Source organism: Streptomyces sp. NBC_00322, assembly GCF_036147535.1.
GTDB lineage: Bacteria > Actinomycetota > Actinomycetes > Streptomycetales > Streptomycetaceae > Streptomyces.
Window position 1 is genome coordinate 4,859,712 of sequence record NZ_CP108019.1, and the last position, 23,074, is coordinate 4,882,785.

General features: G+C 70.5%; 23 protein-coding genes and 1 riboswitch. Of the genes, 15 read left to right on the top strand and 8 right to left on the bottom strand.

Going from position 1 to position 23,074, the window contains the following annotated elements; all coding sequences use genetic code 11:
- Nucleotides 1–53: 53 nt before the first annotated feature.
- From OG905_RS22120 to otsB, 3 genes are all read left to right on the top strand, one after another.
- Entirely contained in the window at nucleotides 54–1,325 is a 1,272-nt protein-coding gene (locus OG905_RS22120) for an extracellular solute-binding protein (protein WP_443043968.1), read from the top strand.
- Between the two features lie 61 nt (nucleotides 1,326–1,386).
- The gene (locus OG905_RS22125; protein ID WP_142217858.1) at nucleotides 1,387–1,623 is read left to right on the top strand and encodes a DUF3263 domain-containing protein; all 237 of its coding nucleotides are present in this window, start codon (nucleotides 1,387–1,389) and stop codon (nucleotides 1,621–1,623) included.
- Between the two features lie 10 nt (nucleotides 1,624–1,633).
- Entirely contained in the window at nucleotides 1,634–2,482 is an 849-nt protein-coding gene (gene otsB, locus OG905_RS22130) for a trehalose-phosphatase (RefSeq protein ID WP_328676330.1), read from the top strand.
- Here the strand turns inward: otsB and OG905_RS22135 are convergent.
- Together OG905_RS22135 and OG905_RS22140 are read right to left on the bottom strand one after the other, a co-directional pair.
- Nucleotides 2,456–3,856, bottom strand: coding sequence for an alpha,alpha-trehalose-phosphate synthase (UDP-forming) (locus OG905_RS22135; protein ID WP_328676332.1), 1,401 nt, complete (start codon nucleotides 3,854–3,856; stop codon nucleotides 2,456–2,458). The two genes, otsB and OG905_RS22135, sit on opposite strands and share 27 nt — an antisense overlap.
- 93 nt (nucleotides 3,857–3,949) lie before the next feature.
- Nucleotides 3,950–4,888, bottom strand: coding sequence for a glucosyl-3-phosphoglycerate synthase (locus OG905_RS22140; RefSeq protein ID WP_328682518.1), 939 nt, complete (start codon nucleotides 4,886–4,888; stop codon nucleotides 3,950–3,952).
- Between the two features lie 145 nt (nucleotides 4,889–5,033).
- A riboswitch (SAM riboswitch) is annotated at nucleotides 5,034–5,161 on the top strand.
- Between the two features lie 17 nt (nucleotides 5,162–5,178).
- Between OG905_RS22140 and thrC the strand changes: the two genes are divergently transcribed.
- The 5 genes from thrC to OG905_RS22165 all read left to right on the top strand — a co-directional run bounded on the left by thrC (nucleotide 5,179) and on the right by OG905_RS22165 (nucleotide 11,106).
- Nucleotides 5,179–6,483 carry a threonine synthase gene (gene thrC, locus OG905_RS22145; protein WP_328676334.1) on the top strand — a complete coding sequence of 435 codons (1,305 nt, stop codon included), beginning with the start codon at nucleotides 5,179–5,181 and terminating at the stop codon, nucleotides 6,481–6,483.
- A 23-nt stretch (nucleotides 6,484–6,506) separates the two neighbouring features.
- Nucleotides 6,507–6,782 (top strand): MoaD/ThiS family protein, encoded by a 276-nt coding sequence (locus OG905_RS22150; RefSeq protein WP_142217854.1) that lies wholly within the window; start codon nucleotides 6,507–6,509, stop codon nucleotides 6,780–6,782.
- Between the two features lie 438 nt (nucleotides 6,783–7,220).
- Nucleotides 7,221–7,424 carry a cold-shock protein gene (locus tag OG905_RS22155; protein WP_005315736.1) on the top strand — a complete coding sequence of 68 codons (204 nt, stop codon included), beginning with the start codon at nucleotides 7,221–7,223 and terminating at the stop codon, nucleotides 7,422–7,424.
- A gap of 362 nt (nucleotides 7,425–7,786) precedes the next feature.
- On the top strand, nucleotides 7,787–9,409 hold the full coding sequence (groL, locus tag OG905_RS22160; protein ID WP_266481227.1) for a chaperonin GroEL: 1,623 nt from the start codon (nucleotides 7,787–7,789) through the stop codon (nucleotides 9,407–9,409).
- A 224-nt stretch (nucleotides 9,410–9,633) separates the two neighbouring features.
- Nucleotides 9,634–11,106 (top strand): sigma-70 family RNA polymerase sigma factor, encoded by a 1,473-nt coding sequence (locus OG905_RS22165; protein ID WP_328676338.1) that lies wholly within the window; start codon nucleotides 9,634–9,636, stop codon nucleotides 11,104–11,106.
- A 42-nt stretch (nucleotides 11,107–11,148) separates the two neighbouring features.
- Here the strand turns inward: OG905_RS22165 and OG905_RS22170 are convergent, their stop codons facing one another.
- A complete protein-coding gene (locus tag OG905_RS22170) occupies nucleotides 11,149–11,892 on the bottom strand; it encodes a CAP domain-containing protein (protein WP_328676340.1) in 744 nt (247 codons plus the stop codon).
- A gap of 334 nt (nucleotides 11,893–12,226) precedes the next feature.
- Between OG905_RS22170 and OG905_RS22175 the strand changes: the two genes are divergently transcribed.
- The 3 genes from OG905_RS22175 (at nucleotide 12,227) to OG905_RS22185 (ending at nucleotide 14,548) form a co-directional block, all read left to right on the top strand.
- Entirely contained in the window at nucleotides 12,227–12,499 is a 273-nt protein-coding gene (locus OG905_RS22175) for a hypothetical protein (protein ID WP_328676342.1), read from the top strand.
- Nucleotides 12,500–12,563: 64 nt separating this feature from the next.
- Nucleotides 12,564–13,211 (top strand): DUF4232 domain-containing protein, encoded by a 648-nt coding sequence (locus tag OG905_RS22180; RefSeq protein ID WP_328676343.1) that lies wholly within the window; start codon nucleotides 12,564–12,566, stop codon nucleotides 13,209–13,211.
- Nucleotides 13,212–13,381: 170 nt separating this feature from the next.
- Nucleotides 13,382–14,548, top strand: coding sequence for a low temperature requirement protein A (locus tag OG905_RS22185; RefSeq protein WP_328676346.1), 1,167 nt, complete (start codon nucleotides 13,382–13,384; stop codon nucleotides 14,546–14,548).
- Between the two features lie 122 nt (nucleotides 14,549–14,670).
- On the opposite strand, the gene OG905_RS22190 is transcribed toward OG905_RS22185, so the two are convergent.
- Genes OG905_RS22190 through OG905_RS22200 form a run of 3 tightly spaced genes read right to left on the bottom strand, consistent with a single transcriptional unit; the run spans nucleotide 14,671 to nucleotide 18,185 of the window.
- A complete protein-coding gene (locus OG905_RS22190) occupies nucleotides 14,671–16,161 on the bottom strand; it encodes a PTS transporter subunit EIIC (protein ID WP_328676347.1) in 1,491 nt (496 codons plus the stop codon).
- A 56-nt stretch (nucleotides 16,162–16,217) separates the two neighbouring features.
- Nucleotides 16,218–17,213 carry an N-acetylmuramic acid 6-phosphate etherase gene (gene murQ / locus OG905_RS22195; RefSeq protein WP_328676350.1) on the bottom strand — a complete coding sequence of 332 codons (996 nt, stop codon included), beginning with the start codon at nucleotides 17,211–17,213 and terminating at the stop codon, nucleotides 16,218–16,220.
- A gap of 54 nt (nucleotides 17,214–17,267) precedes the next feature.
- Complete coding sequence (locus OG905_RS22200; protein ID WP_328676352.1) at nucleotides 17,268–18,185, bottom strand: MurR/RpiR family transcriptional regulator; 918 nt, start codon at nucleotides 18,183–18,185, stop codon at nucleotides 17,268–17,270.
- A gap of 85 nt (nucleotides 18,186–18,270) precedes the next feature.
- On the opposite strand from OG905_RS22200, the gene OG905_RS22205 reads away from it, so the two are divergent.
- Nucleotides 18,271–18,627, top strand: a complete 357-nt coding sequence (locus OG905_RS22205; RefSeq protein WP_328676354.1) for a hypothetical protein — start codon at nucleotides 18,271–18,273, stop codon at nucleotides 18,625–18,627.
- Nucleotides 18,624–18,890 carry a DUF4031 domain-containing protein gene (locus OG905_RS22210; protein WP_328676356.1) on the top strand — a complete coding sequence of 89 codons (267 nt, stop codon included), beginning with the start codon at nucleotides 18,624–18,626 and terminating at the stop codon, nucleotides 18,888–18,890. The genes OG905_RS22205 and OG905_RS22210 overlap by 4 nt, the downstream gene beginning before the upstream one ends.
- A gap of 90 nt (nucleotides 18,891–18,980) precedes the next feature.
- Here OG905_RS22210 and OG905_RS22215 read toward each other — a convergent pair whose 3' ends face one another.
- Nucleotides 18,981–19,625 (bottom strand): HD domain-containing protein, encoded by a 645-nt coding sequence (locus OG905_RS22215; RefSeq protein ID WP_328676358.1) that lies wholly within the window; start codon nucleotides 19,623–19,625, stop codon nucleotides 18,981–18,983.
- 66 nt (nucleotides 19,626–19,691) lie between these two features.
- Here OG905_RS22215 and OG905_RS22220 point away from each other — a divergent pair, with 66 nt between their 5' ends.
- Both OG905_RS22220 and OG905_RS22225 read left to right on the top strand, forming a co-directional pair.
- Complete coding sequence (locus OG905_RS22220; RefSeq protein ID WP_328676360.1) at nucleotides 19,692–20,345, top strand: maleylpyruvate isomerase family mycothiol-dependent enzyme; 654 nt, start codon at nucleotides 19,692–19,694, stop codon at nucleotides 20,343–20,345.
- Nucleotides 20,346–20,418: 73 nt separating this feature from the next.
- Nucleotides 20,419–20,796, top strand: coding sequence for a DUF6479 family protein (locus tag OG905_RS22225; RefSeq protein WP_328676361.1), 378 nt, complete (start codon nucleotides 20,419–20,421; stop codon nucleotides 20,794–20,796).
- Nucleotides 20,797–20,822: 26 nt separating this feature from the next.
- Here OG905_RS22225 and OG905_RS22230 read toward each other — a convergent pair whose 3' ends face one another.
- Nucleotides 20,823–23,048: a heavy metal translocating P-type ATPase gene (locus OG905_RS22230; protein ID WP_328676364.1), complete on the bottom strand. Its 2,226-nt coding sequence runs from the start codon at nucleotides 23,046–23,048 to the stop codon at nucleotides 20,823–20,825.
- Nucleotides 23,049–23,074 lie beyond the last annotated feature (26 nt).

Here is a 23,074-nt window from a genome sequence, read left to right on the forward strand (position 1 = left end):
GAACCGACTGGGACAAGACGGGCAAACAAACAGCAGAGGGTGGGGGAAGAGCTGTGCATCAGCGCTTCTTGGGTCTGACCGCGGCACTCGCCGCACTGGGCATGACGGTGGCCCTCTCGGGCTGTGGCACCTCCAGCGGTTCCGGCGATGTCACCCTCAAGCTGGTTGCGGCGGACTACGACGTCTCCGGCGGCCAGAGCAGTAAGAAGTACTGGGCCGACCTCGCCGCCGAGTTCGAGAAGGCGAACCCCGGCATCAAGATCGACGTCCAGATCGAGTCCTGGAACGACATCGACCACAAGGTCGGCGAGATGGTCAAGGCCGGCAAGGCCCCCGACGTCGCCCAGATCGGCGCGTACGCCGACTACGCCGCGGCCGACAAGCTGTACTCCGCCGACCAGTTGCTCTCCATACCCGTGCAGTCCAACTTCCTCCAACCGCTCACGGACGCGGGCGAGATGAAGCGCGTGCAGTACGGACTCCCGTTCGTCGCCTCCACCCGGCTGCTCTTCTACAACAAGAAGCTCTTCAAAGAAGCCGGGATCAAGAGCGACCCCAAGACCTGGGACGACCTGGTCGAGGACGCGGAGAAGCTGAAGGACAACACCGACGCGAAGTACCCCTTCGCGCTGCCGCTGGGGCCGGAGGAGGCCCAGGCCGAGACCATGATGTGGCTGCTCAGCGGTGGTGACGGGTACACCGACACCACCGGCAACTACGGCATCGACTCCGACCAGAACATCGCCACCTTCACCTGGCTGAAGACGAACCTGGTCGACAAGAAGCTCACCGGCCCTGTCGCCCCCGGCAAGCTGAACCGCAAGGACGCCTTCGCCGCCTTCACGCGCGGCGAGGTCGGCATGCTCAACGGCCACCCGTCCCTGATGCAGGCGGCCGAGGCGGCCAACATCGACGTCGGCAAGGTGGCCCTGCCCGGCACCAGCGGCAAGCCGAAGGCGGCGATGGGCGTCGCCGACTGGATCATGGGCTTCAAGCGGAACGGCCACCGCGTCGAGATCGGCAAGTTCCTGGACTTCGTCTTCAGCGACAAGAACGTCCTCGACTTCGCGGGCCAGAACGACCTGCTGCCGGTGACGGTCTCCGCCTCCGAGGCGATGGCCGCCGACCCCGAGCACAAGGACCTCAAGGAGTTCCTGGAGGAGCTGCCCACCTCGGTGCTTCCGCCGGTCGGCAAGACCTCGTGGGCGGCCGTGAGCGAGAACATCAAGAAGAACATCGGCAAGGCCGTGGAGCCGGGCGCCAACCCGGCGGAAGTCCTCGGCCGCATCGGCCGCGCCGCCTCCGTCGCCGAGAACGCCGAGTAGTTCCGAGTAGTTCCGGGTAGTTCAGAGACCGCATCGACCGGCCGCCGATATGTTGGATCGTATGACCGACGACCAGACGCTCTCCGAGCGCGACCGCGCCGTTCTGGCCATGGAGCACCGCTCCTGGCCGGGGCCCGGCGCCAAGGAGCGCGCCATCAGGGAGCAGCTCGGCATCTCCCCGGTCCGCTACTACCAGCTGCTCAACGCCCTCATCGACGACGAGCGCGCCCTCGCCCACGACCCCGTCACGGTCAACCGGCTCCGCCGAGTCAGGGACGACAGACGAAGTCGCCGATAGGGTCGGAGGCATGGGCAGCTCCCCGTACGCGCATTCCCTGCCGACGCCGTCCACCCCCGCCGGCCGTGACGGTCTCGCCGCGATTCTGGGCCGGCCGCACAAAACCGTCGTCGGCCTCGACTTCGACGGCACTCTCGCCGAGATCGTGCCCGACCCCGAACAGGCCCGCGCCCACCCCGGCGCCGTCCCCGCGCTCGCCGCACTCGCGCCACGTGTGGCGTCCGTCGCCGTGATCACCGGACGCCCGGCGGGCGTTGCCGTACGCTACGGCGGCTTCGCCGGAGTGCCGGGCCTGGACCACCTCGTGGTCCTCGGCCACTACGGCGCCGAGCGCTGGGACGCCGTGTCCGGCACGGTCAAAACCCCGGCCGCGCACCCCGGCGTCGCGGCCGCCCGCGCCGAACTGCCCGGATTCCTCGACGACATCGGAGCCTGGCGCGGCGCCTGGATCGAGGAGAAGGGCCAGGCCGTCGCGGTGCACACGCGCCGCGCCGCTGACCCGCAGGCCGCCTTCGACGCCCTGCGCGATCCGCTCGGCGAGCTCGCCGCCCGGCACGGACTGATCGTGGAGCCGGGCCGCATGGTCCTGGAGCTGCGCCCGCCGGGCATGGACAAGGGCGTGGCGCTGGCCGAGTACGTACGCGAAGTGGAGGCCGAAGCGGTCCTGTACGCCGGGGACGACCTCGGCGATCTGCCCGCCTTCGCCGCCGTGGAGAAGCTCCGTTCGGACGGCATTCCCGGCCTGCTGGTGTGCAGCGGCAGCGCGGAGGTGCCGGAGGTCGCGGACCGCGCGGACCTGCTGCTGCCGGGTCCGGCGGCCGTCGTCGAATTCCTAGGAGCCCTCGCGCAGCGCCTGTAGCTGGTCGAGGAACCACTGCTGCGGCGGCAGCGCGGTCGCCGCGGCCGCCAGCCGCTTGGTACGCCGGGCCCGTTCGTCGTGGGGCATCGTCAGCGCCTCGTGCAGCGCGTCGGCGGTGCCCGTCACGTCGTACGGATTGACCGTGACCGCGTCCTCACCCAGCTCCTCGTGCGCCCCCGCCTCGCGCGACAGCACCAGCGCGCAGCCGTCGTCCGAGACGACCGGGATCTCCTTGGCGACCAGGTTCATACCGTCCCGGATCGGGTTGACCAGGGCGACGTCGGCGAGCCGGTACGCGGCCAGGGAGCGGGCGAAGTCGTCCTTCACATGGAGGACGACCGGGCTCCATGTCGCCGTCCCGTACGTGGAGTTGATCTCGTCAGCGATGCGCTGGACCTGCGCCGTGTAGTCGCGGTACACGGCCAGATCCTGCCGCGAGGGGTAGGCGAAGGCGACATGGACGACCCGCTCGCGCCACTCGGGCCTGGTGTCCAGGAGGTGCCGGTAGGCGAGCAGCCCGCGCACGATGTTCTTGGACAGCTCGGTACGGTCCACGCGCACGATCGTCTTTCGCCCGGGGCCGACCTGTTCGCGCAGCGCGGCCAGCCGTTCCTCCACATCGGGCCGGTGCGCGCGCTCCCGCAGGAAGTCCGCGTCCGCGCCGAGCCCGTGCACTCCGATCCGGGTGCCGGAGGGGATGCCGGGGCCCAGCACGGTGTGGCAGCAGTCGGTGAAGGCCTCGGCCCAGCGGTGGGTGAGGAAGGCGGCCCGGTCGGCGCCGAGGATGCCGCCGAGCAGCTGGGCCGCGATGTCGTCGGGCAGCATCCGGAAGTAGTCGACGGGAGCCCAGGGCGTGTGCGAGAAGTGGCCGATGCGCAGGTCCGGGCGGTGGGCGCGGAGCATCCGGGGCACCAGCGCCAGGTGGTAGTCCTGCACCAGAACGGCCGCGCCCGGCGCGGCCGCCTCGGCCAGCGCATCGGCGAAGGCGTGGTTGTACGCCTCGTAGGAGGCCCACTGACGGCGGAACTCCGCGTCGAAGACCGGCTCCAGCGGCGTCTGGTAGAGCATGTGGTGGACGAACCACAGCACCGAGTTCGCGATCCCGTTGTACGCGTCGGCGAACACCCCGGCGTCGATGTCGAGCATCCGCACCCCGGGTTCGGCCACTCCGCGCCGTACGGCCTCGCGATCGCCGTCGCCGAGAGCGGCGCACACCCACACCGAGTCCGACTCGGAGTCGATCGCCGACAGGCCGGAGACCACGCCGCCCCCTCCCCGGCGGGCGTCCAGCGAACCGTCCTGCTGACGTGTGTACGTGACCGGGCCGCGGTTCGAGGCGACTAGGACCTGGGCGGCAGGCTGCTCGGAGACCATGTGCCGAAACCTAGCCCTTCCTGTAACCCCTCAAACGTGCGTACGGCCGGACTGCGCCACTCGGTGCGCCACTCGTTGTGCCACTCTGCGTGCTCATGCCGCGCGCCTCGCCGCGTACTCGCCGATCTCGCGCATCGGCGGCCGCTCCTGCGTGTCCACCGCATGTGTCCGGGGTACGAAGCCCCCCTCGGCCCGCTCGAACTGCGTCAGCGCAGGCCGCACCAAATGGCCCCTGGACAGCCGCAGTTGGGCGGTGCGGTAGATCGCCGCGGCCATCCGCCCCAGCGCCTGACCGTCCTGGTGGCGGTGCTTGCGCGAGCCGACGTCCACCTGCGCCAGCGCGTCCAGACCGACCGTGTGCAGCGCGTCGACGAGCAGGCCCAGCTCGACTCCGTAACCCACGGGGAAGGGCAGCCGCTCAAGGAGCGAGCGCCGTGCCGCGTACTCCCCGCCCAGCGGCTGGACGAACCCGGCCAGCTGCGGCCAGTGCAGATTCAGCAGCGGCCGCGCCACCAGCTCCGTCACGCGGCCGCCCTGACCTGCCGTCTCGCCGAGCGGCCGGTCGTACATCGCCTTGACGAACTGCACCTCGGGGTCGGTCAGCAGCGGTCCCACGATCCCGGAGACGAAATCGGCCGAGAACTCGCGCAGATCCGCGTCGACGAAGCAGACGATGTCGCCGCTGGTGACCATCAGCGAGCGCCACAGCACCTCGCCCTTGCCCTGGACCGCGGGTATCCGGGGCAGGATCGCGTCCCGGTGCACCACGCGCGCGCCGGCAGCCGCGGCCACCTCGCCCGTACGGTCGCTCGACCCCGAGTCCACGACGACGAGCTCGTCGACGAGCGGCACGGCTTCCATCAGCTCGCGCCGGATCACGGAGACGATCTCGCCGACCGTCTCCTCCTCGTCGAGCGCCGGCAGGACGACGCTGACGGTGCTGCCGCGCTTGGCGGCCATCAGCCGGTCGAGCGGGCGGTCGGCCACCGACCAGGAACGCCTGCTCAGCCAGCGTTCCACCTCTTCCAGCACGTGCGCGTCTCCCTCTGACATCGAGATCCTGTGATCCGTCTCGCGGTTCGGACGACTATCTCAACCATGCAGGCCTTCGGTTACAGTCTTGAACAACGCGGATGACCGTCGCATGCCGGGGGTCATCACGCTGACAATCGAATACCGCTCATCCAGAGGGGCAGAGGGAACGGCCCGTTGAAGCCCCGGCAACCCTCCCGCCGACCGCGAGGTCACGGTGGGGAAGGTGCCAATTCCGTCTCGTGGCGAAATGCGTCGCGAGGAAGATGAGGAGAAAGGGCCTCGCCACCATGGCTGTGCAGACTGCCGCAAGCAACACCACCAGCCCCGTAGACCTGGGACCCGCCGCGGCGCTCTCGTGCCGCGAGTGCGGAGAGCGTTTCGGCCTCGGCCCGATCTTCGCCTGTGCCTCCTGTTTCGGGCCGCTCGAAGTCGCGTACGACCTGCCGGCGGACCCTGCGTCTGATTCCTATGGCTCGGCGCTGAGGAAGCGGATCGAAGCGGGTCCGAACAACATCTGGCGTTACGCTCCGCTGCTGCCCGTCCCCGCCGACGTGGCCGAGAAGCCGAACATCAACCCCGGCTTCACCAAGCTCGTCAAGGCCGACAACCTCGCCCGTGAGCTGGGCGTCACCGGCGGCCTGTACATCAAGGACGACTCCGGCAACCCGACGCACTCCTTCAAGGACCGTGTCGTCGCGATCGCCGTCGAGGCCGCGCGCGCCTTCGGCTTCACGACGCTCTCCTGCTCCTCCACCGGCAACCTCGCCGGCGCGGTGGGCGCGGCCGCGGCCCGGGCGGGCTTCCGCTCCTGCGTGTTCATCCCGCACGACCTGGAGCAGGGCAAGGTCGTCATGGCCGCGGTGTACGGCGGCGAGCTGGTCGGCATCGAGGGCAACTACGACGACGTCAACCGTTTCTGCTCCGAGCTCATCGGCGACCCGCTGGGCGAGGGCTGGGGCTTCGTCAACGTCAACCTCCGCCCGTACTACGGCGAGGGTTCCAAGACGCTGGCGTACGAGATCTGCGAGCAGCTCGGCTGGCGGCTGCCCGACCAGATCGTCATCCCGATCGCCTCCGGCTCGCAGCTCACGAAGATCGACAAGGGTCTGCAGGAGCTGATCAAGCTCGGCCTGGTCGAGGACAAGCCCTACAAGATCTTCGGCGCCCAGGCCGAGGGCTGTTCTCCGGTGTCGACGGCCTTCAAGGCCGGGCAGGACGTCGTACGGCCGCAGAAGCCGAACACCATCGCCAAGTCGCTGGCCATCGGCAACCCCGCCGACGGCCCGTATGTACTGGACATCGCGCGCCGCACGGGCGGCGCGGTCGAGGACGTCAACGACGAGCAGATCGTCGACGCGATCAAGCTGCTCGCGCGGACGGAGGGCATCTTCGCGGAGACCGCGGGTGGCGTGACCGTGGGCGTGGCGAAGAAACTGATCGAGCAGGGCGTGCTCGACCCGGCGCTCACCACGGTCGTGCTCAACACCGGCGACGGTCTCAAGACCCTCGACGCCGTTGCCCCGACGACCGGCCCCACGGCGACCATCCGCCCGAGCCTCGAGGCGTTCCGCGACGCCGGCCTGGCCCGCTGACTACCTACGGAAGGCAGAACACCATGAGCGTGAACGTCCGCATCCCCACCATTCTCCGTACGTACACGGGCGGTCAGGCCGAGGTCCCGGCGGAGGGCGCGACGCTCTCCGAGGTGATCGCGGACCTGGAGAAGAACCACACGGGCATCGCAGCGCGCGTCCTGGACGACCAGGGCAAGCTGCGCCGTTTCGTGAACGTGTACGTGAACGACGACGACGTCCGTTTCGAGCAGGGTCTCGAGACGGCGACCCCGGACGGTGCGGGCGTTTCGATCATTCCCGCCGTCGCCGGCGGCTGAGCCACCCGGCGTCAGCACCCGCGGCGTCAGCCGCTCATTGACACAGTGCCCCCTCCGCGCGAGAAGCGGAGGGGGCAATTCTCTATGGTTGAGCGCGGTACAGTTGGGGAAGCCCCCTCCGCTGCTTGTGCCGACCGCATATGAGAATGCGCCCTGGCCCATCAAGAAGCAGCCAATGTGTTCGATCGAAATGCGCTCCTAAGTGCCATTTGCCGGGCCCGACTTGCCCCGGAATTTCTTGAATTCAGTTCAAATATCCGATCGCGCGTGCCCAGATTTCTCGTCTGATTGACCTGTTGCAGAGGGCAGTTGGGCAGATACATTCAGCCGCGGTCGACGCGTTCCGGCGCACACTCTCCTTCCTGTCGGGAGGGTGAGGTCTGACCCGGGTCCGCGAAGTGCGGTCCTGTGCAAGGGCCAGTAATAGGGGAGTTAGGCATGGCTCAGGGCACCGTCAAGTGGTTCAACGCGGAGAAGGGGTACGGCTTCATCGCGGTCGACGGTGGTGCGGATGTTTTCGTCCACTACAGCGCGATCCAGATGGACGGATACCGCACCCTTGAAGAGGGTCAGCGGGTCGAGTTCGAGATCTCGCAGGGCCAGAAGGGGCCGCAGGCGGACATGGTCAAGCTCGCCGTCTGATCTCGGCGCGATCGGCCACCGACGCACTCACGCGACACACTCACGCACGAAGGGCCCGCATCCTAGGGGGATGCGGGCCCTTCGTGCGTCCCCGGCAGTGTCCACGATGTGTCGGAGCCGCTTGCGCCCGCCCGTCGCCCGACCACCACCCCTCATCGAGGCTCTTCGAGCCGCTTGCACTCTCCTGTGCCGAGTGCTAATCATTGGCGTTAGCACTCTGCAGGTGAGAGTGACAGCTTTAGGACCGGGTCGGTGAGGCCCGAAGGGTCGGCGGGGCAAGGAACCGCACGGCTCTCAGGCCGTCCGTCGCGGGCGCCAGCGCGGTCCGGAGAATCCACCCCAGTCCGGGAGGACCACTTCACATGGCCAAGATCATCGCGTTCGACGAGGAGGCACGGCGCGGTCTCGAGCGCGGGATGAACCAGCTCGCCGACGCCGTCAAGGTCACCCTTGGCCCCAAGGGCCGCAACGTCGTCCTCGAGAAGAAGTGGGGCGCCCCCACGATCACCAACGATGGTGTATCCATCGCCAAGGAGATCGAGCTCGAGGACCCGTACGAGAAGATCGGCGCCGAGCTGGTCAAGGAAGTCGCCAAGAAGACGGACGACGTCGCCGGTGACGGTACGACCACCGCGACCGTCCTCGCCCAGGCGCTCGTCCGCGAGGGCCTGCGCAACGTGGCGGCCGGCGCCAACCCGATGGCCCTCAAGCGTGGCATCGAGAAGGCCGTCGAGGCCGTCTCCGGCGCCCTGCTGGAGCAGGCCAAGGACGTGGAGACCAAGGAGCAGATCGCTTCGACGGCCTCCATCTCCGCCGCCGACACCCAGATCGGCGAGCTCATCGCCGAGGCCATGGACAAGGTCGGCAAGGAAGGCGTCATCACCGTCGAGGAGTCCCAGACCTTCGGTCTGGAGCTGGAGCTCACCGAGGGTATGCGCTTCGACAAGGGCTACATCTCGGCGTACTTCGCCACCGACATGGAGCGTATGGAGGCGTCGCTCGACGACCCGTACATCCTGATCGTCAACTCCAAGGTCAGCAACGTGAAGGACCTCCTTCCGCTGCTGGAGAAGGTCATGCAGTCCGGCAAGCCGCTGCTGATCATCGCCGAGGACGTCGAGGGCGAGGCTCTGTCCACGCTCGTCGTGAACAAGATCCGTGGCACCTTCAAGTCCGTCGCCGTCAAGGCCCCGGGCTTCGGCGACCGCCGCAAGGCGATGCTGAACGACATCGCCATCCTCACGGGCGGCACGGTCATCTCCGAGGAGGTCGGTCTCAAGCTCGAGAACGCCGGCCTGGACCTGCTGGGCCGCGCCCGCAAGGTCGTCATCACCAAGGACGAGACCACGATCGTCGACGGTTCCGGTGAGAGCGACCAGGTCGCCGGCCGCGTCAACCAGATCCGTGCCGAGATCGAGAACTCCGACTCGGACTACGACCGTGAGAAGCTCCAGGAGCGCCTCGCGAAGCTGGCCGGCGGCGTGGCCGTCATCAAGGCCGGTGCCGCGACCGAGGTGGAGCTCAAGGAGCGCAAGCACCGCATCGAGGACGCCGTTCGCAACGCGAAGGCGGCCGTCGAGGAGGGCATCGTCGCCGGTGGTGGCGTGGCCCTGCTCCAGGCCTCCTCGGTCTTCGAGAAGCTCGACCTCGAGGGCGACGAGGCGACCGGCGCCAACGCCGTGAAGCTCGCGCTGGAGGCCCCGCTCAAGCAGATCGCCGTCAACGGTGGTCTCGAGGGCGGCGTCGTGGTCGAGAAGGTGCGCAACCTGGCTGTCGGCCACGGTCTGAACGCCGCGACCGGCGAGTACGTCGACATGATCGCCGAGGGCATCATCGACCCCGCGAAGGTGACCCGCTCTGCCCTGCAGAACGCGGCCTCCATCGCGGCGCTGTTCCTGACCACCGAGGCCGTCATCGCCGACAAGCCGGAGAAGGCGGGCGCCGCCGCTCCGGGCGGCATGCCGGGCGGTGACATGGACTTCTGAGCCTGACGGCTCGGACCCGGTCCTGACCGAGGGCGGTACCCCCACTCCCAGGGGGGTACCGCCCTCGGGCGTTTCAGGATCTGGGCCCGGGGAGGGCGAGTCGGGTTTGTGTTATCCGGTCGGCGCCGGTGGGTCTCCTCAGGGCAGGACCCTGAGCGACGGGGTCGAACAGGCAATGGGCGAGGGCACGTATGCGCAGCGACGACAGATACCGTCCGGAACTGGTGACGGAGGCGAGGGCGGGGGACCAGCAGGCCCGGGAGCGGTTGGTCGCCGACTACCTTCCCCTGGTCTACAACATCGTCGGCCGGGCACTGGACGGCCATGCGGACGTCGACGACGTGGTGCAGGAGACCATGTTCCGCGCACTCGACGGACTCGGCGGGCTGCGCGACCCCTCCCGTTTCCGCTCCTGGCTGGTCGCGATCGCGATGAATCAGATACGTCGGCGCTGGACGCTCCAGCAGCAGACGGCGACAGCCCCGTTGGACCGCGTGGCGGAGACCGCCGACCCGACCGGTGACTTCGTGGATCTCACCATCCTGCGTCTGGGGCTGTCCGGACAGCGCCGCGAGGTCGCCGAGGCCACCCGCTGGCTGGACGAGAGCGATCGTGAACTGCTGGCCCTGTGGTGGCAAGAGGCCGCAGGACAACTGAGCCGTGCCGAGCTGGCCGAGGCGCTGGGCGTCACTCCGCAGCACGCCGCGGTCCGCATCCAGCGGATGAAGACCCAGCTGGAACTGGGCCGCGTCGTGGCCCGTGCGCTGGCCACCGAGCCGTACTGCTCCGAATTGGCCGACGTCACCGCGGCCTGGGACGGGCAGCCCTCGCCGGTGTGGCGCAAGCGGATCGCCAGGCACGTCCGCGTGTGCGCCGGCTGCTCGGGGCACTGGTCGAATCTCGTACCGGCAGAGGGACTGCTGGCCGGCATGGCGATGGTGGTCCCGCGCGACGGCTGCCCTCCCGTTCCGCACAGCCAGTTCGGCGCGGCCGGCCACGGGGACTCCGCCGGGACGGGGCAGCCCGGGGACCCGACCGGCGGGGCAGGCGGCGGGCTGAAAGCTACAGGCGGAGGGCTGAAAGTACGCGTGGCGGCGGTGGTCGGCGGGGTCGTGGTCGCCGGACTCCTCCTCGCCCTGGTGTGGCCCACGGCGAAGGCCCCGGCCGACCGTGCCCAGGTGGCGGCTCCGCCCGCTGCGACGGCCCCGAAACCCACCAGCAGCCCCCGTCCGACACCCACGCCGACCCCCACCGCCTCACCCGTCCCGAAGCCCCCCAAGCCCCCCAAGCCCCCCAAGCCCTCGCCGTCCGCGGCGAGCATCGAGGAACGCCTCACCGCCCTGGTCAACTCCCGGCGTGCCGAGGCCGGCTGCGGGCCGCTGCGGATCGATCCGCGACTCAGCGCCGCGGCCGGCAAGCACGCCAGGGACATGGTGGCGCGTGGCTACTTCGGCCATGCCGACCCGGAGGGACGGCATGCCGACGCGCGGATCTCGGCAGCCGGATACGAAGTGGGCCAGTGGGCCGAGAATCTGGACCAGGGTCCCGGCGAACCCGCGACGGTGGTCGGGGACTGGATGGACAGCTCGATCCATCAGGACAACATGCTCGACTGCCGGTACCGGGACACCGGCGTGGCCGCCGTACCCGGTCCCGACGGGACGGTGTGGGTGCAGAACCTCGCCACGCCGGCCTGAACCCGCACCGCCCGTCAGGGTGCTTTGACGGTCGTCCGCCGGTCAGCCGCCGAAGTTCTGAACCCACCAGGGGCCGTTCGCGCTGAGGTTCACGCCGACGCCGAGGTCCTTGAACCCGCAGTCCAGTATGTTGTCGCGGTGCGCGGGGCTGTTCATCCAGTCACGCATCGCGGAGACCGGGTCCTTCGGTCCCTTGTGTATGTTCTCCCCCCACTTGCCGGCGGGATAGCCGGCGGCGTTCATCCGGTCGTCGGCATGCCGCCCCTCGGGGCTGACGTGCTCGTAGTAGTTGCGGGCTGCCATGTCGTCGGCGTGCGCCTGGGCGGCGGCCCGAACCCGGCCGTCGACGCGCAGGGGCGAGCACCCGGCCTTGGCGCGTTCGGCGTTGACCAGGGCGGCGATCCGCTGGACGTAGTCGGCGGCCTTGCCGGTTGCGGGAGTTCCCGCGGTGGGGGCGCTCGCGCCCGCACCGACCGGGGCGGACTGCTGCCTGCGCTGAGCGGGAGCGGTCCCGGGCCCGGCCGTGCGGCGGGCCGCGGCGCTGGGCTTGGCGGTAGGGCCCTTTGTTTTCCGGGAAGTTGCGGAAGGAACGGCAGAAGGCGGGACGGATGCCGTGGGGGTGGGAGAAGCCTTCGAGAGGCCGCCGACGGAGGCATCCAGCGGCGCCTGCTGCACGGATGCCGCGGCCCGGGTACTGGCGGAGTCTTCGTCCCTGCCGCTCAGGGCGAAGACTCCGCCCGCGACGACCGCGACCGCGACGGTGCCGGCCGCGGCGATTGCGGCCATCGGTCGACCGCCTGCCCGGCCCCGACGCCCGTGGCGCCCCGCGCCCGCTCTCCGTCGTCCGCCCCGGCCCTCGCGGGTGCTGTCACGGCCGGTCGCCGGGTCCAGGAACTGGGTGTCCTCGTCTCGGTGGTGCATGGAGTCTCCGCTCTCATCCGTACTCCGCCGGTCGGTCCGGCATGAGGGAGAGCGGATGAGGACGACGCCATAACGGTTTCTGAGAACATCGGACTCGTTCTTGTTCGGTCGGGGCCGGGGCCGGGGTGGGGCAAACCCCCGGGTGAACAGGCCAGTTGGCCCCGTGGGGCAGCGGCCGCGGTTGCGAGAGGGTCGTCCCATGCGAATCCTCGGCAGCCGCAAGCCCGGCTTCACGTCAGTGGCCCTCACCCTTCCCGTCCTCGCGACCGCCCTACTCGCCCTCCCGGCACCCCCTTCCGCCGCGGCAACCCCGCGGCCCGACACGGCCGTTCGCTGGGAGAAATGTCAGGGCACCGGACTCGACCCGCGCCAGGAGTGCGCGACCCTGGCCGTCCCGCTCGACCGCGAAGCCGTAGTCGCGGGCGCCCGGATTCCGTGGTGGTTTCGGCAAGACGCCGTCACCAATCCGTGAAGGTCGTACGGGAAGCTCGTGCTCTGTTCAGCGCACTCGCGCTTCTCACTCGGGGGGACATCAGATGAGGACCAACGTTCGCAGAGCCGCCGTCGCGCTCGCCGCCGTATCGGCACTGGCCCTGACGGCCTGTGAGCCCGCCGCCGGCTCGGACGACGGGGCGGGCGGAGCGGGCAAGGGCAAGCCGACCGCAAGCCCGACGAAGCCCGTGACCCCGTCGAAGCCGGCAACCCCGTCGAAGTCCCCGGACAAGGGCTCGTCCGGCGGCGGTGACGGTTCGTCGCCCGACCCCGATTACGCCGTCTTCCCGTGCAGCACGTACGACGTGAAGTTCACCGCGAGCCTGGCGGAGCCCACGACGAGCAGCTACCTGCTGAAGATCACCAACAAGAGCGGCAAGCCGTGCAAGGTGCTGGGCCACCCGATCGTGACCTTCGGCGACCTGGACGGCGCGGCGACGGAGCGCGGAAAGGCGCCCGGTATCGAGGAGGCGCTCAGGCTCAAGCCGGGCGAGTCGGCCTATGCCGGGCTCATGGGCGGCGCCAACGACGGCAAGGGCAAGACCGTCAACTCGATCGCGATGACCATGAACACCGAGTCCGACCTGGAGCAGAAGCCGCTCAAGGCGTCTACTCCCGGCCTGTACGTCTCGCCCGACAAGAACTCCGTGACTGCCTGGATGAGCAACGCGGAGGACGCCCTGAGCCTGTAGACGGCCGGGACTCCTGAGGTGGCTCAGCGGGCGGGGTGAGCGGCCTTTCAGGGGCCAGGGAGAGCGGCTGTCCGGGGGCGGCCGCTCTCTCGGGGCGGTGGGCTTCCGTGATCTGATGCTCTCCGGCCCCGCGCGGGCGGCCGGAATGCGTCAGTCCTTGGGAGGGCCCGATGGCCGTGACCACCACCCCCACGACCGGAAGTCACGACAGCCGACATGCCGCGTGGCTGGAACTCTTCTTCGACCTCGTCTTCGTCGCGCTGGCCGCGCAGTTCTCCCACTCCCTCCACGGGGACCCGGGGCTCCGGGACTTCGCCGTGTTCCTCGCGCTGTACTTCCCGCCGTGGTGGCTGTGGATCAACCTGACCGTGTCCGCGAATCTCTTCGAGGACGACAGTGCGCGGCGGCGGCTGCTCATGCTCACCGCCATGCTCTGTATCGCCGTCATGGCGGCCGCCGTACCCGAGGCCGGTGGTGACCGGGGGCCCGCCTACGCCCTCGGCTATGCCGGGACGCGGCTCGTACTGCTCGGCCTGTGGTGGCCCGCCACGCGCTTTCCGGAGCCCGAACGGGTCCCGCGCTGGCGGCCGCTGAGCTACTGCCTGGGCTCCGGAGTGCTCTGGGGCATCTCCGCGCTCGTTCCCTCGCCGTGGCGGTACGTCATGTGGTCGGCCGTCCTCGTCGCCGAGATGATCATCCTGCTCTCGGCCCGCGGCCGGGGCGTTCCCGGTCAGCTGCACACCGGGCATCTCGTCGAGCGGGTCGGACTCTTCGTGATCATCGTTCTCGGTGAGTCCGTGCTCGCCCTGATCACCTCGACGGACGAGGCGTGGACGGCCGAGGCCGGTGTCGTGGCGCTGATCGGCTTTGTGCTGCTCGCGGCCCTGTGGTGGTCGTACTTCGAGTTCGGGGCCGCGTCCGCCGAGCTGGTGCTCAGTGCCGTGCGGGGGCGTGAGGCGTATCTGCTGGCGCGTGACGTAGCCGGATTCCTGCACTTCTTCGTCACGGGGGCGGTGATCTGCATGGCCGCCGGGCTCGCCACCGCCGTCGAGGAAGCCGGGCACGACCATCTGCCCAAGGGCGCCGTCATTGCCCTTGCCGGCGGGCTCGCCCTCTATCACGCGGCCCACGCGGGCATCGCGCTGCGTTACGGGCGACCGGTGCGCAGCGTCGCGGTCTGGGCCGTGCCCGGGGTCGGCGTACCCGTCCTCGTCGTTCTCTTCGGGGAGCATCTGGCCCCCTGGCTGGTTGTTCTGCTGGTGGCGGGCGAGGCGGTGGTGCATCTGCTGTACGCACGGGTGCTGGCGCGACGCAGGAGCTCCGCGGGGACGCTGTGAAGGCCACGATCCCGCGACGGGGGCGGCGTAACTGCGGGGCTCCGCGGGCGGGGTAGGCCGAGGCCGGCGGGCGGGGCGCCTGCGGGTGGGCCCACGCGGCGGAGCCGCAGATCGATTCAGCCCTACCCGTCCCTTCCCGCTGTGACATTTGGCGGCTCCGCCGCGTGGGGGGCTCCGCCCCCGACCCCGCTCCTTACAGGCCGGAGGGGCTGGTTCTCCGCGTTCAGCTCCGCCAGCATCGGCCCCGTAAACCCGAACCAGTACGTCGCGCAGAAGCCAACCCCGTACGCCACCAGCAGCCCGCCCGCGTACACCGCCACCGTCTCGCCCAACCCCCTGTTGCCGTCGAGCAGGGGGAACAGGGCCCAGCCCGAGGGGCCGATCGCCGTGGAGCCGACCGTGTCGCCGAGCATGTTGAACAGGCCGACGAAGCCGCCGCCGAATGCCCCGCCCACGCAGGCCGTGATGAACGGGCGGCCCAGTGGCAGCGAGACGCCGTAGATCAGCGGCTCGCCGACGCCCAGGAAACCGGCCGGGAGCGCGGACTTGATGGTGTTGCGGATCGAGGTGTTGTGCGGGAGGCGGACGTAGACCGCGGCCGCCGCGCCGACCTGGCCCGCGCCCGCCATCGCGAGGATCGGCAGCAGGACGGTGAAGCCCTGCTGCTCGATCAGCGTCGTGTGGATCGGGATCAGCGCCTGGTGCAGACCGAGCATGACGAGCGGGAGGAACAGGCCGCCGAGGACGAAGCCCGCGCCCGCGCCGCCGTTGGCCAGCAGCCAGTTGGCGAAGTCGCCGATCGCCGTGGAGACCTCACCGGCAACGAACATCAGGCCGAAGATGGTGACCAGTCCGGAGACCAGGACGGTGAGGGTCGGTGTGACCAGGACGTCCAGGGCCTCGGGGACCCAGCGCCTGCACCACTTCTCGACGTACACCGCGAGGACCGCCGCGCCGAGTGCGCCCAGCACTCCGCCCTGGCCGGGGGAGAGCTTGTGGCCGAAGGCCTCGATGTTCGCGATGCCGGGGAAGACGATGATCGCGGCGACCGCGCCGCCGAGCACCGGCGTGCCGCCGAACTCCTTCGCCGTGTTGTAGCCGACGAAGACCGCGATCAGCGACATGAAGCCGGCGGCCATGGCGGCGAGCGCGGGGACGACGGCGGGCAGCCATCCCATGTTGGTCAGGACGCCGTTCAGCCCGGCGATGATGCCGCAGCCGATGAGCGCCGGGATCAGCGGCACGAAGATGTTCGCGATACGGCGCAGGAAGAGCTTGAACGGGGTGGAGTTCCTGGCCGACCTGGCGGCCTTGATGGCAGCGCCCCGGTCGGCCAGATCCTCCGCGGTCCCCGGCGCGGAGGCCACCAGCGCCTCGAACTCCGGGGTGACGCGGGCGACCGTGCCCGGGCCCAGCACGATCTGGTACGTGTCGTCCTCGACCACGCCCAGTACGGCCGGGAGCGCCTTCAGCTCCTCTTCCCGTACGAGGGAGGGGTCGAGCAGACCGAGGCGGAGCCGGGTCATGCAGTGGGCGACGGAGGTGATGTTCCGGGCGCCGCCGACCAGGGGGAGGATGGCGGCGGCGATGGCGCTGTTCTTCTCGTCGGGCATGTGCGTGGCCCTTGCTGTGGGGGGTGCGGGGGTGCCCGGGAGCGCCCGGGAGACGTTCAGTGCGTACGGGCCGACTGCAGGGCGGCGCGAAGATGGCCCTGGCTCTCGGTCAGGAGGCGCGCGGCCGTGGGGCCGTCGACACCGCCGAGGATGGTGAGGATCGCGTGCTTCACCTCTCCGTCCGTCGCGGCGAGTGCGGCCTCTATCTCCTCGTCGGACGCCCCCGTGGCCAGCGCGACGATTCGCCGCGAGCGGGCACGCAGTTTCTCGTTGGAGGCGCGGACGTCCACCATCAGGTTTCCGTAGGTCTTGCCGAGCCGGATCATGGTGATCGTCGAGATCATGTTGAGGACCAGCTTCTGCGCCGTACCGGCCTTCAACCGGGTTGATCCGGTGAGCAGTTCGGGGCCGACGACGACCTCGATGCCATGGTCGGCGGCCGTGCCGAGCGCGCTGCCCGCGTTGCAGGAGAGACCGATGGTGAGCGCGCCGCGGGTGCGGGCGTGCTCGACCGCGCCGACGGCGTACGGCGTACGGCCCGATGCGGAGATCCCGACCACCGTGTCGTCGGCCGTCAGCCGCAGCGCGTCCAGGTCGGCGGCGGCCAGCTCCTTGCTGTCCTCGGCGCCCTCGACCGCCGTGACCATGGCGTCGGGTCCGCCCGCTATCAGGCCGACGACCTCGGCCGGGTCGGTGTTGAAGGTGGGCGGGCACTCGCTCGCGTCCAGGACGCCGAGCCGTCCGGCCGTGCCCGCGCCCGCATAGACGAGCCGGCCGCCGCGGGACATCCGCTCGGCGGTGGCGTCGATGGCGGCGGCGATCCGCGGAAGCTGCGCGGCGACGGCGGCGGGGACGGTCTCGTCCTCGCCGTTCATGATCCGGGCGATTTCGAGCGTGGGCAGCCGGTCGATGTCGGCGAGTTCGGGCCGGAAGGCCTCGGTGGTGAGGGCGGCCAGCTCGGCGCGGAGTTCACCGTAGGAGGAGGAATCCGGGGACCCGGAGGACGACCCGGGGGACGACCCGGACGACGAGGCGGAGGACGTGGAGGTCATGGAGAGCGGCTCTGCTTTCTCGGTCTGCGTGGGGGGTCGGTGCGCTCTGCCGTCTCAGCGGTTGCGCGGGCTGTGCCGGTGGGCCAGGGCCTCGTACGAGGCGGCGAGGGCAGGGGCCGCCGTCTCGTACGTACGTTGTGCGATGCCTATGAACAGGCAGTCGACGACCAGCAGCTGACTCGTACGGGACGACATGGCGGCCGGGCGCAGCTCGCTCTCGCGGGCGGTGGAGGTGGTCAGCACATGGTCGGCGTACTGCGAAACCGGCCCGTCCGGGCGGCCGGTGATCGCGACGGTCGTGGCGCCGCGGTCGAAGGCGACGCGCAGCGGCTCGATGACGTCGCCGGTGGATCCGGAGTGGGTGATCGCGATGGCCACGTCACCGGAACGCAGTTGCACGGCGTTGGTGACGGCGAGGTGGGGGTCGCAGTGGGCGTGCGCGACGAGGCCGATACGCAGCAGTTTCTGGGCCAGGTCCATGCCGACGAGGGAGGACGCGCCGACGCCGTAGATATCGATCCGGCGGGCGGTCGCCGCGGCGGCGACGGCCGCGCCCAGCTGTACGGTGTCGAGCCCGGCGGCCGTGTCGGCGAGGGTCTGCTGCTCGTCGTACGCGAGCTTGGCGACGACGTCCGCGATGGGGTCGTCGACGGCGATGTCCGCGGTGACGGCGGGGGCGCGGCCCGACTGCTGGTGGGCGGCGAGCCCGGCGAGCGCGAGGCGCAGATCGCGGTATCCGGGGTAGCCGAGGAGGCGCGCGGTGCGGACCACTGTGGCCTCGCTCGTGCCGGTGAGCTCGGCGAGACCGGTGACCGTGAGGGCCGCGCAGCCGGCCGGATCCGCGGCGACGGCTTCGGCCACCCGCTGCATGGAGCGGGTCATGGACGGCGCGAGGGTCCGCACCTTGGCCGCGAGGGCGGCGGGGGCGGGCGGGGCGTCGCCGCTGAAAATTTCCTTCACTGAATTGGTCACACTTGAAAGATATTTTCGGCATTCCGTGGTCGTCAACCCTTCGGGCCCCCGGGACCCGGCCGGGGAGCTGGGGGACAATGAGCGTATGGACGACCCGAACCCCCTGGAGCAGGCCCTGCACGCTGCCCGCGCGCTGGTCCTCGCCGACCTGGCAGCCCGCGATGTGGCCGACGCCGGGGTGGTCTCGCTGGTCGAGGACGCGGTGACACACCGCCGCTGGTGGGTGGAGCAGTGGCCGGAGGGCGTCGATTTCCTCCCCGGCCTGGTCGCCCAGGACGTCCAGGACGCCCTCCTGGAGCGGCACGGCCGCTGGCCGCTCTGCCCGGTCTGCAACGCGGGCGACCCGCACGCGCTCGACGTCGAACCGGAACTGGGGCCGGATCCGCACTGGGTCTGCGCGAAGGCGGGCGTCGTCGTCGCGCCGGTCGGCGGCCTTCGGTGACGCTCTACATCGATCCCCCGACCTGGCCGGGCCACGGCCGGATGTGGTCGCACCTGGTCAGCGACGTATCGCACGAGGAACTGCACGCGTTCGCGGCGTCGATCGGCTGCCCGGCACGGGCCTTCGAACGGGACCACTACGACGTCCCGTCGCACCGGTACGGGGATGCGGTGGCGGCGGGTGCGGTGGAGGTGTCGAGCCGTGAGGTGGTCGCACTGCTGACGAAGGCGGGGCTGCGCAGACGGAAGGGGCGGCCCGTGTAAGGGGCCACCCCGGCGAAGATCAGGCGATGAACGTCAGCGACCCACGAACGTGTGATCACCGCACAGAGAACGTGTGATCACCACACAGAGTCAGACCAGGGACGCCAGCTCCGCCGTCAGGTTCTCGCGGGCCACGGCCTCCCAGTGCGTCTGCCCGTACGGCGTGTGGAACAGCCGCGGCAGGTCCAGCAGCTGCCGCAGCACCGCCGCACGGCCCGTGCGGAAGGCGTCGGCCGGGACGAAGACGTACTCCTCGCGGACCGCGGCGGTGTACGCCGCGTACGGCTCCGGGGCCGAGGCCAGGATCGCCAGGTCCGCGTCGCACAGGACCTGGCCGTTGGTGTCGTCCGGCGCGGGGGCGTGGGTGATCGTCAGGCGGACCAGGCGGGCGACCTCGGCCGTGCTCTCAGGGGGGAGGCCCGCCTCGGCCAGGGCGCGTTCGGCGAGGCGGGCCGAGCGTTCCTCGTTCTCCGAGCGTTCGGGGAGATAGACCGCGTCGTGGAACCAGGCCGCGAGGCGGACCAGGTCCGCGTCGGCGGCGTACTCCTCCAGCGCGTCGATGTGGTGCAGCATCGCCGTCAGATGATCGACCGTGTGGTAGTGGCGCTGCGGCTGAGACCAGCGGGCGAGCAGATTCTCGGCGTACGGCGCCGGATCCGGCGCGCTCGCGCCGCCGCGGGCGGCGATGAGGGTCTTCGTCCAGCGGTCACGGAGGTCCACGGAGGCGGCGGTCATACGGCGAGCCTAAAGCGGCGGGCACGCGGCTGTCCGCGGCCGCCTCCATACGGTTGGCTGGGCGCCATGGAATCCGTACGCGACCCCGAGCTTCCCGGACGGCTGCTGCGCACCGAGCGCGACGCCCTGATCCCGTTGCTGCGCGCCCGTCCCGACGAGGACTTCGCGCTCCGTACCTGCTGCCCCGGCTGGACCGTACGTCATGTGCTCGCGCACTGCGGTTCGGCGCTGATGCGGGTGGTGGAAGGGCGGTTCGAGGAGGGGGTGTTCAGCCCGGAGGCCAACGACCGTGACATTGCCGAGCGGGCCGAGTGGTCCAACTCCCGTGTCGTGGACGAGCTGGAGCGCGGCATGACCGAGGCGGGCCCGGTCATCGAGAAGGCGGGGCACGGACAGTTGGACGGGATCGCGCTCGGGGAGTGGGTGCATGCCGGGGATGTACGGGAGGCCTTCGGCGAGCCGGGGGCGTACCAGGGCGAGGGGCTGCCGTACGCGCTGGAGCTGCTGGCCGCGCTGACCCGGGTCCGCAGGACCCAGCCGCTGCTGGCCCGGCTGGACGGCCATGACGCACCGCTCGTCCTCGGCGCGGACAGCCCTGACCCCGCCACGTACACGGGACCGGCCGCCACGCTGATCCGCCTGGTGGCGGGCCGCCCGCTGACCGGGACGCGCTACGAGCTCACGGGGGCCGTCGAGAAGGACCTCGTCTACTTCGGCTGAAGTGGCGCCAACGGGCGATAATGGCAGCAAAGGGCATGTGTGCCGTGCCGTTCCCTGTGCGGAGGCAGCCGACATGAACGCTGTGATGATCGCCCAGAGCAGCTCGGGTAACGAGCTGGCGGAGGGTGCGCACCTGGCCGGAGCCGGTCTGGTCCTCATCGGAATCGTCATCGTGGCCCTCCTCGGGGGTGCCATGTGGCGGGAGGCGAGGCGGCGGGAGCAATTGGTTCCGCCCCGCCCCGAGGAGCAGCCGAGCACCCCCGACCATCGTGAGCACATCGAGGAGGTCCGGGACGAGGACGAGGACGACTTCCCCCACGAGGGGCGGCTCCTCCCGTACAACTTGAAGACCCACAGCACTCACGACTCCGGCAAGGGCCCCGACGAGCGGCCGAAGCACGGGAAGAACGCGGGTGGCGGGGCGTTCGGGAGCGGCGGCCTGGGCGGCTGAGGCCGCCCCGCACACCGCTTGTGTGCCTACGCCGCCCGGAAGCGGCGCAGGCGCAGTGAGTTGCCCACGACGAAGACCGACGAGAAGGCCATCGCCGCGCCCGCGATCATCGGGTTGAGCAGGCCCGCGGCGGCGAGCGGCAGTGCCGCGACGTTGTACGCGAAGGCCCAGAAGAGGTTCGAGCGGATCGTGCCGAGCGTCCTGCGCGAGAGCCGGATCGCGTCGGCGGCCGCCCGCAGGTCGCCCCGTACGAGCGTGAGGTCTCCCGCCTCGATGGCGGCGTCCGTGCCCGTGCCCATGGCGAGGCCCAGGTCCGCCTGGGCGAGGGCGGCGGCGTCGTTGACGCCGTCGCCGACCATCGCCACGGATCGGCCCTCGGCCTGCAGACGCTTGACGACGGTGACCTTGTCCTCGGGCAGCACCTCTGCGACGACCTCCCCGATGCCCACTTCGGCGGCGACGGACTCGGCGACCGCGCGGTTGTCGCCGGTCAGCAGGATCGGGGTGAGGCCGAGTGCCCGCAGGCGGCTGACGGCTTCGGCGCTGGTGGGCCTGACGGCGTCCGCGATCTCCAGGACGGCGCGGGCCTCGCCGTCCCAGGCGACGGCGATGGCGGTACGGCCCGCGGCCTCCGCGCCTGCCTTCGCCCGCTCCAGGGCGGCGGGCAGGCGGATCTCCCATTCGTCGAGCAGTTGGGTACGGCCGACCAGCACGGCCCGGCCCTCGACCATGCCCTGAACACCGAGGCCGGGGATGTTCGCGAAGTCCTCGGGCGCGGGGAGCGTGCCGGTCTTGTGCAGAGCCGCGTCGGCGACGGCACGCGCGATCGGGTGCTCGGACGCGTGCTCCAACGCCCCTGCCAGGCACAGCACTTCGGCCTCGTCGTGGCTGGTGTGGACCGTGAGGAGGGTCATCCGGCCAGTGGTGACCGTGCCCGTCTTGTCCAGCACGATCGTGTCGACGCGGCGCGTGGTCTCCAGGACCTCGGGGCCCTTGATGAGGATGCCGAGCTGGGCGCCGCGGCCCGTACCGACCATCAGCGCGGTCGGCGTGGCCAGGCCGAGCGCACACGGGCAGGCGATGATCAGTACGGCGACGGCGGCGGTGAACGCGGCGGCCGGCCCGGCGCCGGTACCGAGCCAGAAGCCGAGGGTGGCCATGGCGAGCGCGATCACGACGGGCACGAACACCGCGGAGATCCTGTCGGCGAGGCGCTGGGCCGCGGCCTTGCCGTTCTGCGCGTCCTGTACGAGCCTCGCCATCCTGGCCAGCTGGGTGTCGGCGCCGACCCGGGTGGCCTCGACGACGAGGCGGCCGCCCGCGTTGAGAGTGGCGCCGGTGACGGTGTCGCCGGTGGAGACCTCCACCGGTACGGACTCGCCGGTGAGCATGGAGGCGTCGACGGCGGAGGCGCCTTCGACGACGGTGCCGTCGGTGGCGATCTTCTCCCCGGGGCGTACGAGGAAGCGGTCCCCGACCTTCAACTCGGCGGTGGGAAGCGTGACTTCACGTCCGTCGCGCAGGACGGTGACCTCCTTGGCGCCGAGTTCGAGCAGGGCCTTCAGGGCGGCGCCGGCCTTGCGCTTGGCGCGGGCCTCGAAGTACCGCCCGGCCAGGATGAAGGCCGTGACGCCGGCCGCGGCCTCCAGATAGATGTTCCCGGCGCCGTCACCGCGGGAGATCGTCAGCTCGAAGGGGTGGACCATGCCGGGCATCCCGGCGGTCCCGAAGAACAGCGCCCATACGGACCACAGGAACGCGGCCGAAGTGCCGAGGGATATCAGCGTGTCCATGGTCGCGGCGCCGTGCCGGGCGTTGGTGAAGGCGGCGTGGTGGAAGGGCCAGGCGGCGTAGGTGACGACGGGGGCTGCGAGGGTGAGGGAGAGCCACTGCCAGTACTCGATCTGGAGGGCGGGCACCATCGCCATGGCGATCACGGGTACGGCGAGGACGACGGCGGTGGTGAGGCGTTCGCGGAGGTCGCGCAGCTCGTCGTCCTCGTGCCCGGCTTCCGGGGGCGTGGACGCCGGTTCGGCGGCGGTGTAGCCGGTCGCCTCGACCGTGGCGATCAGGTCGTCCACGGAGACGTCCGCGGCGTGGAAGCTGACCTTCGCCTTCTCCGTGGCGTAATTCACGGTCGCTTCGACGCCGTCCATGCGGTTCAGCTTCTTCTCGATACGGGCTGCGCAGGAGGCGCAGGTCATGCCGCCGATGGCTAGTTCGACGTGGGTGGGGGTGGTGGTGGGTGGCACGGTTCCTCCCGTATCGGGCTATACCC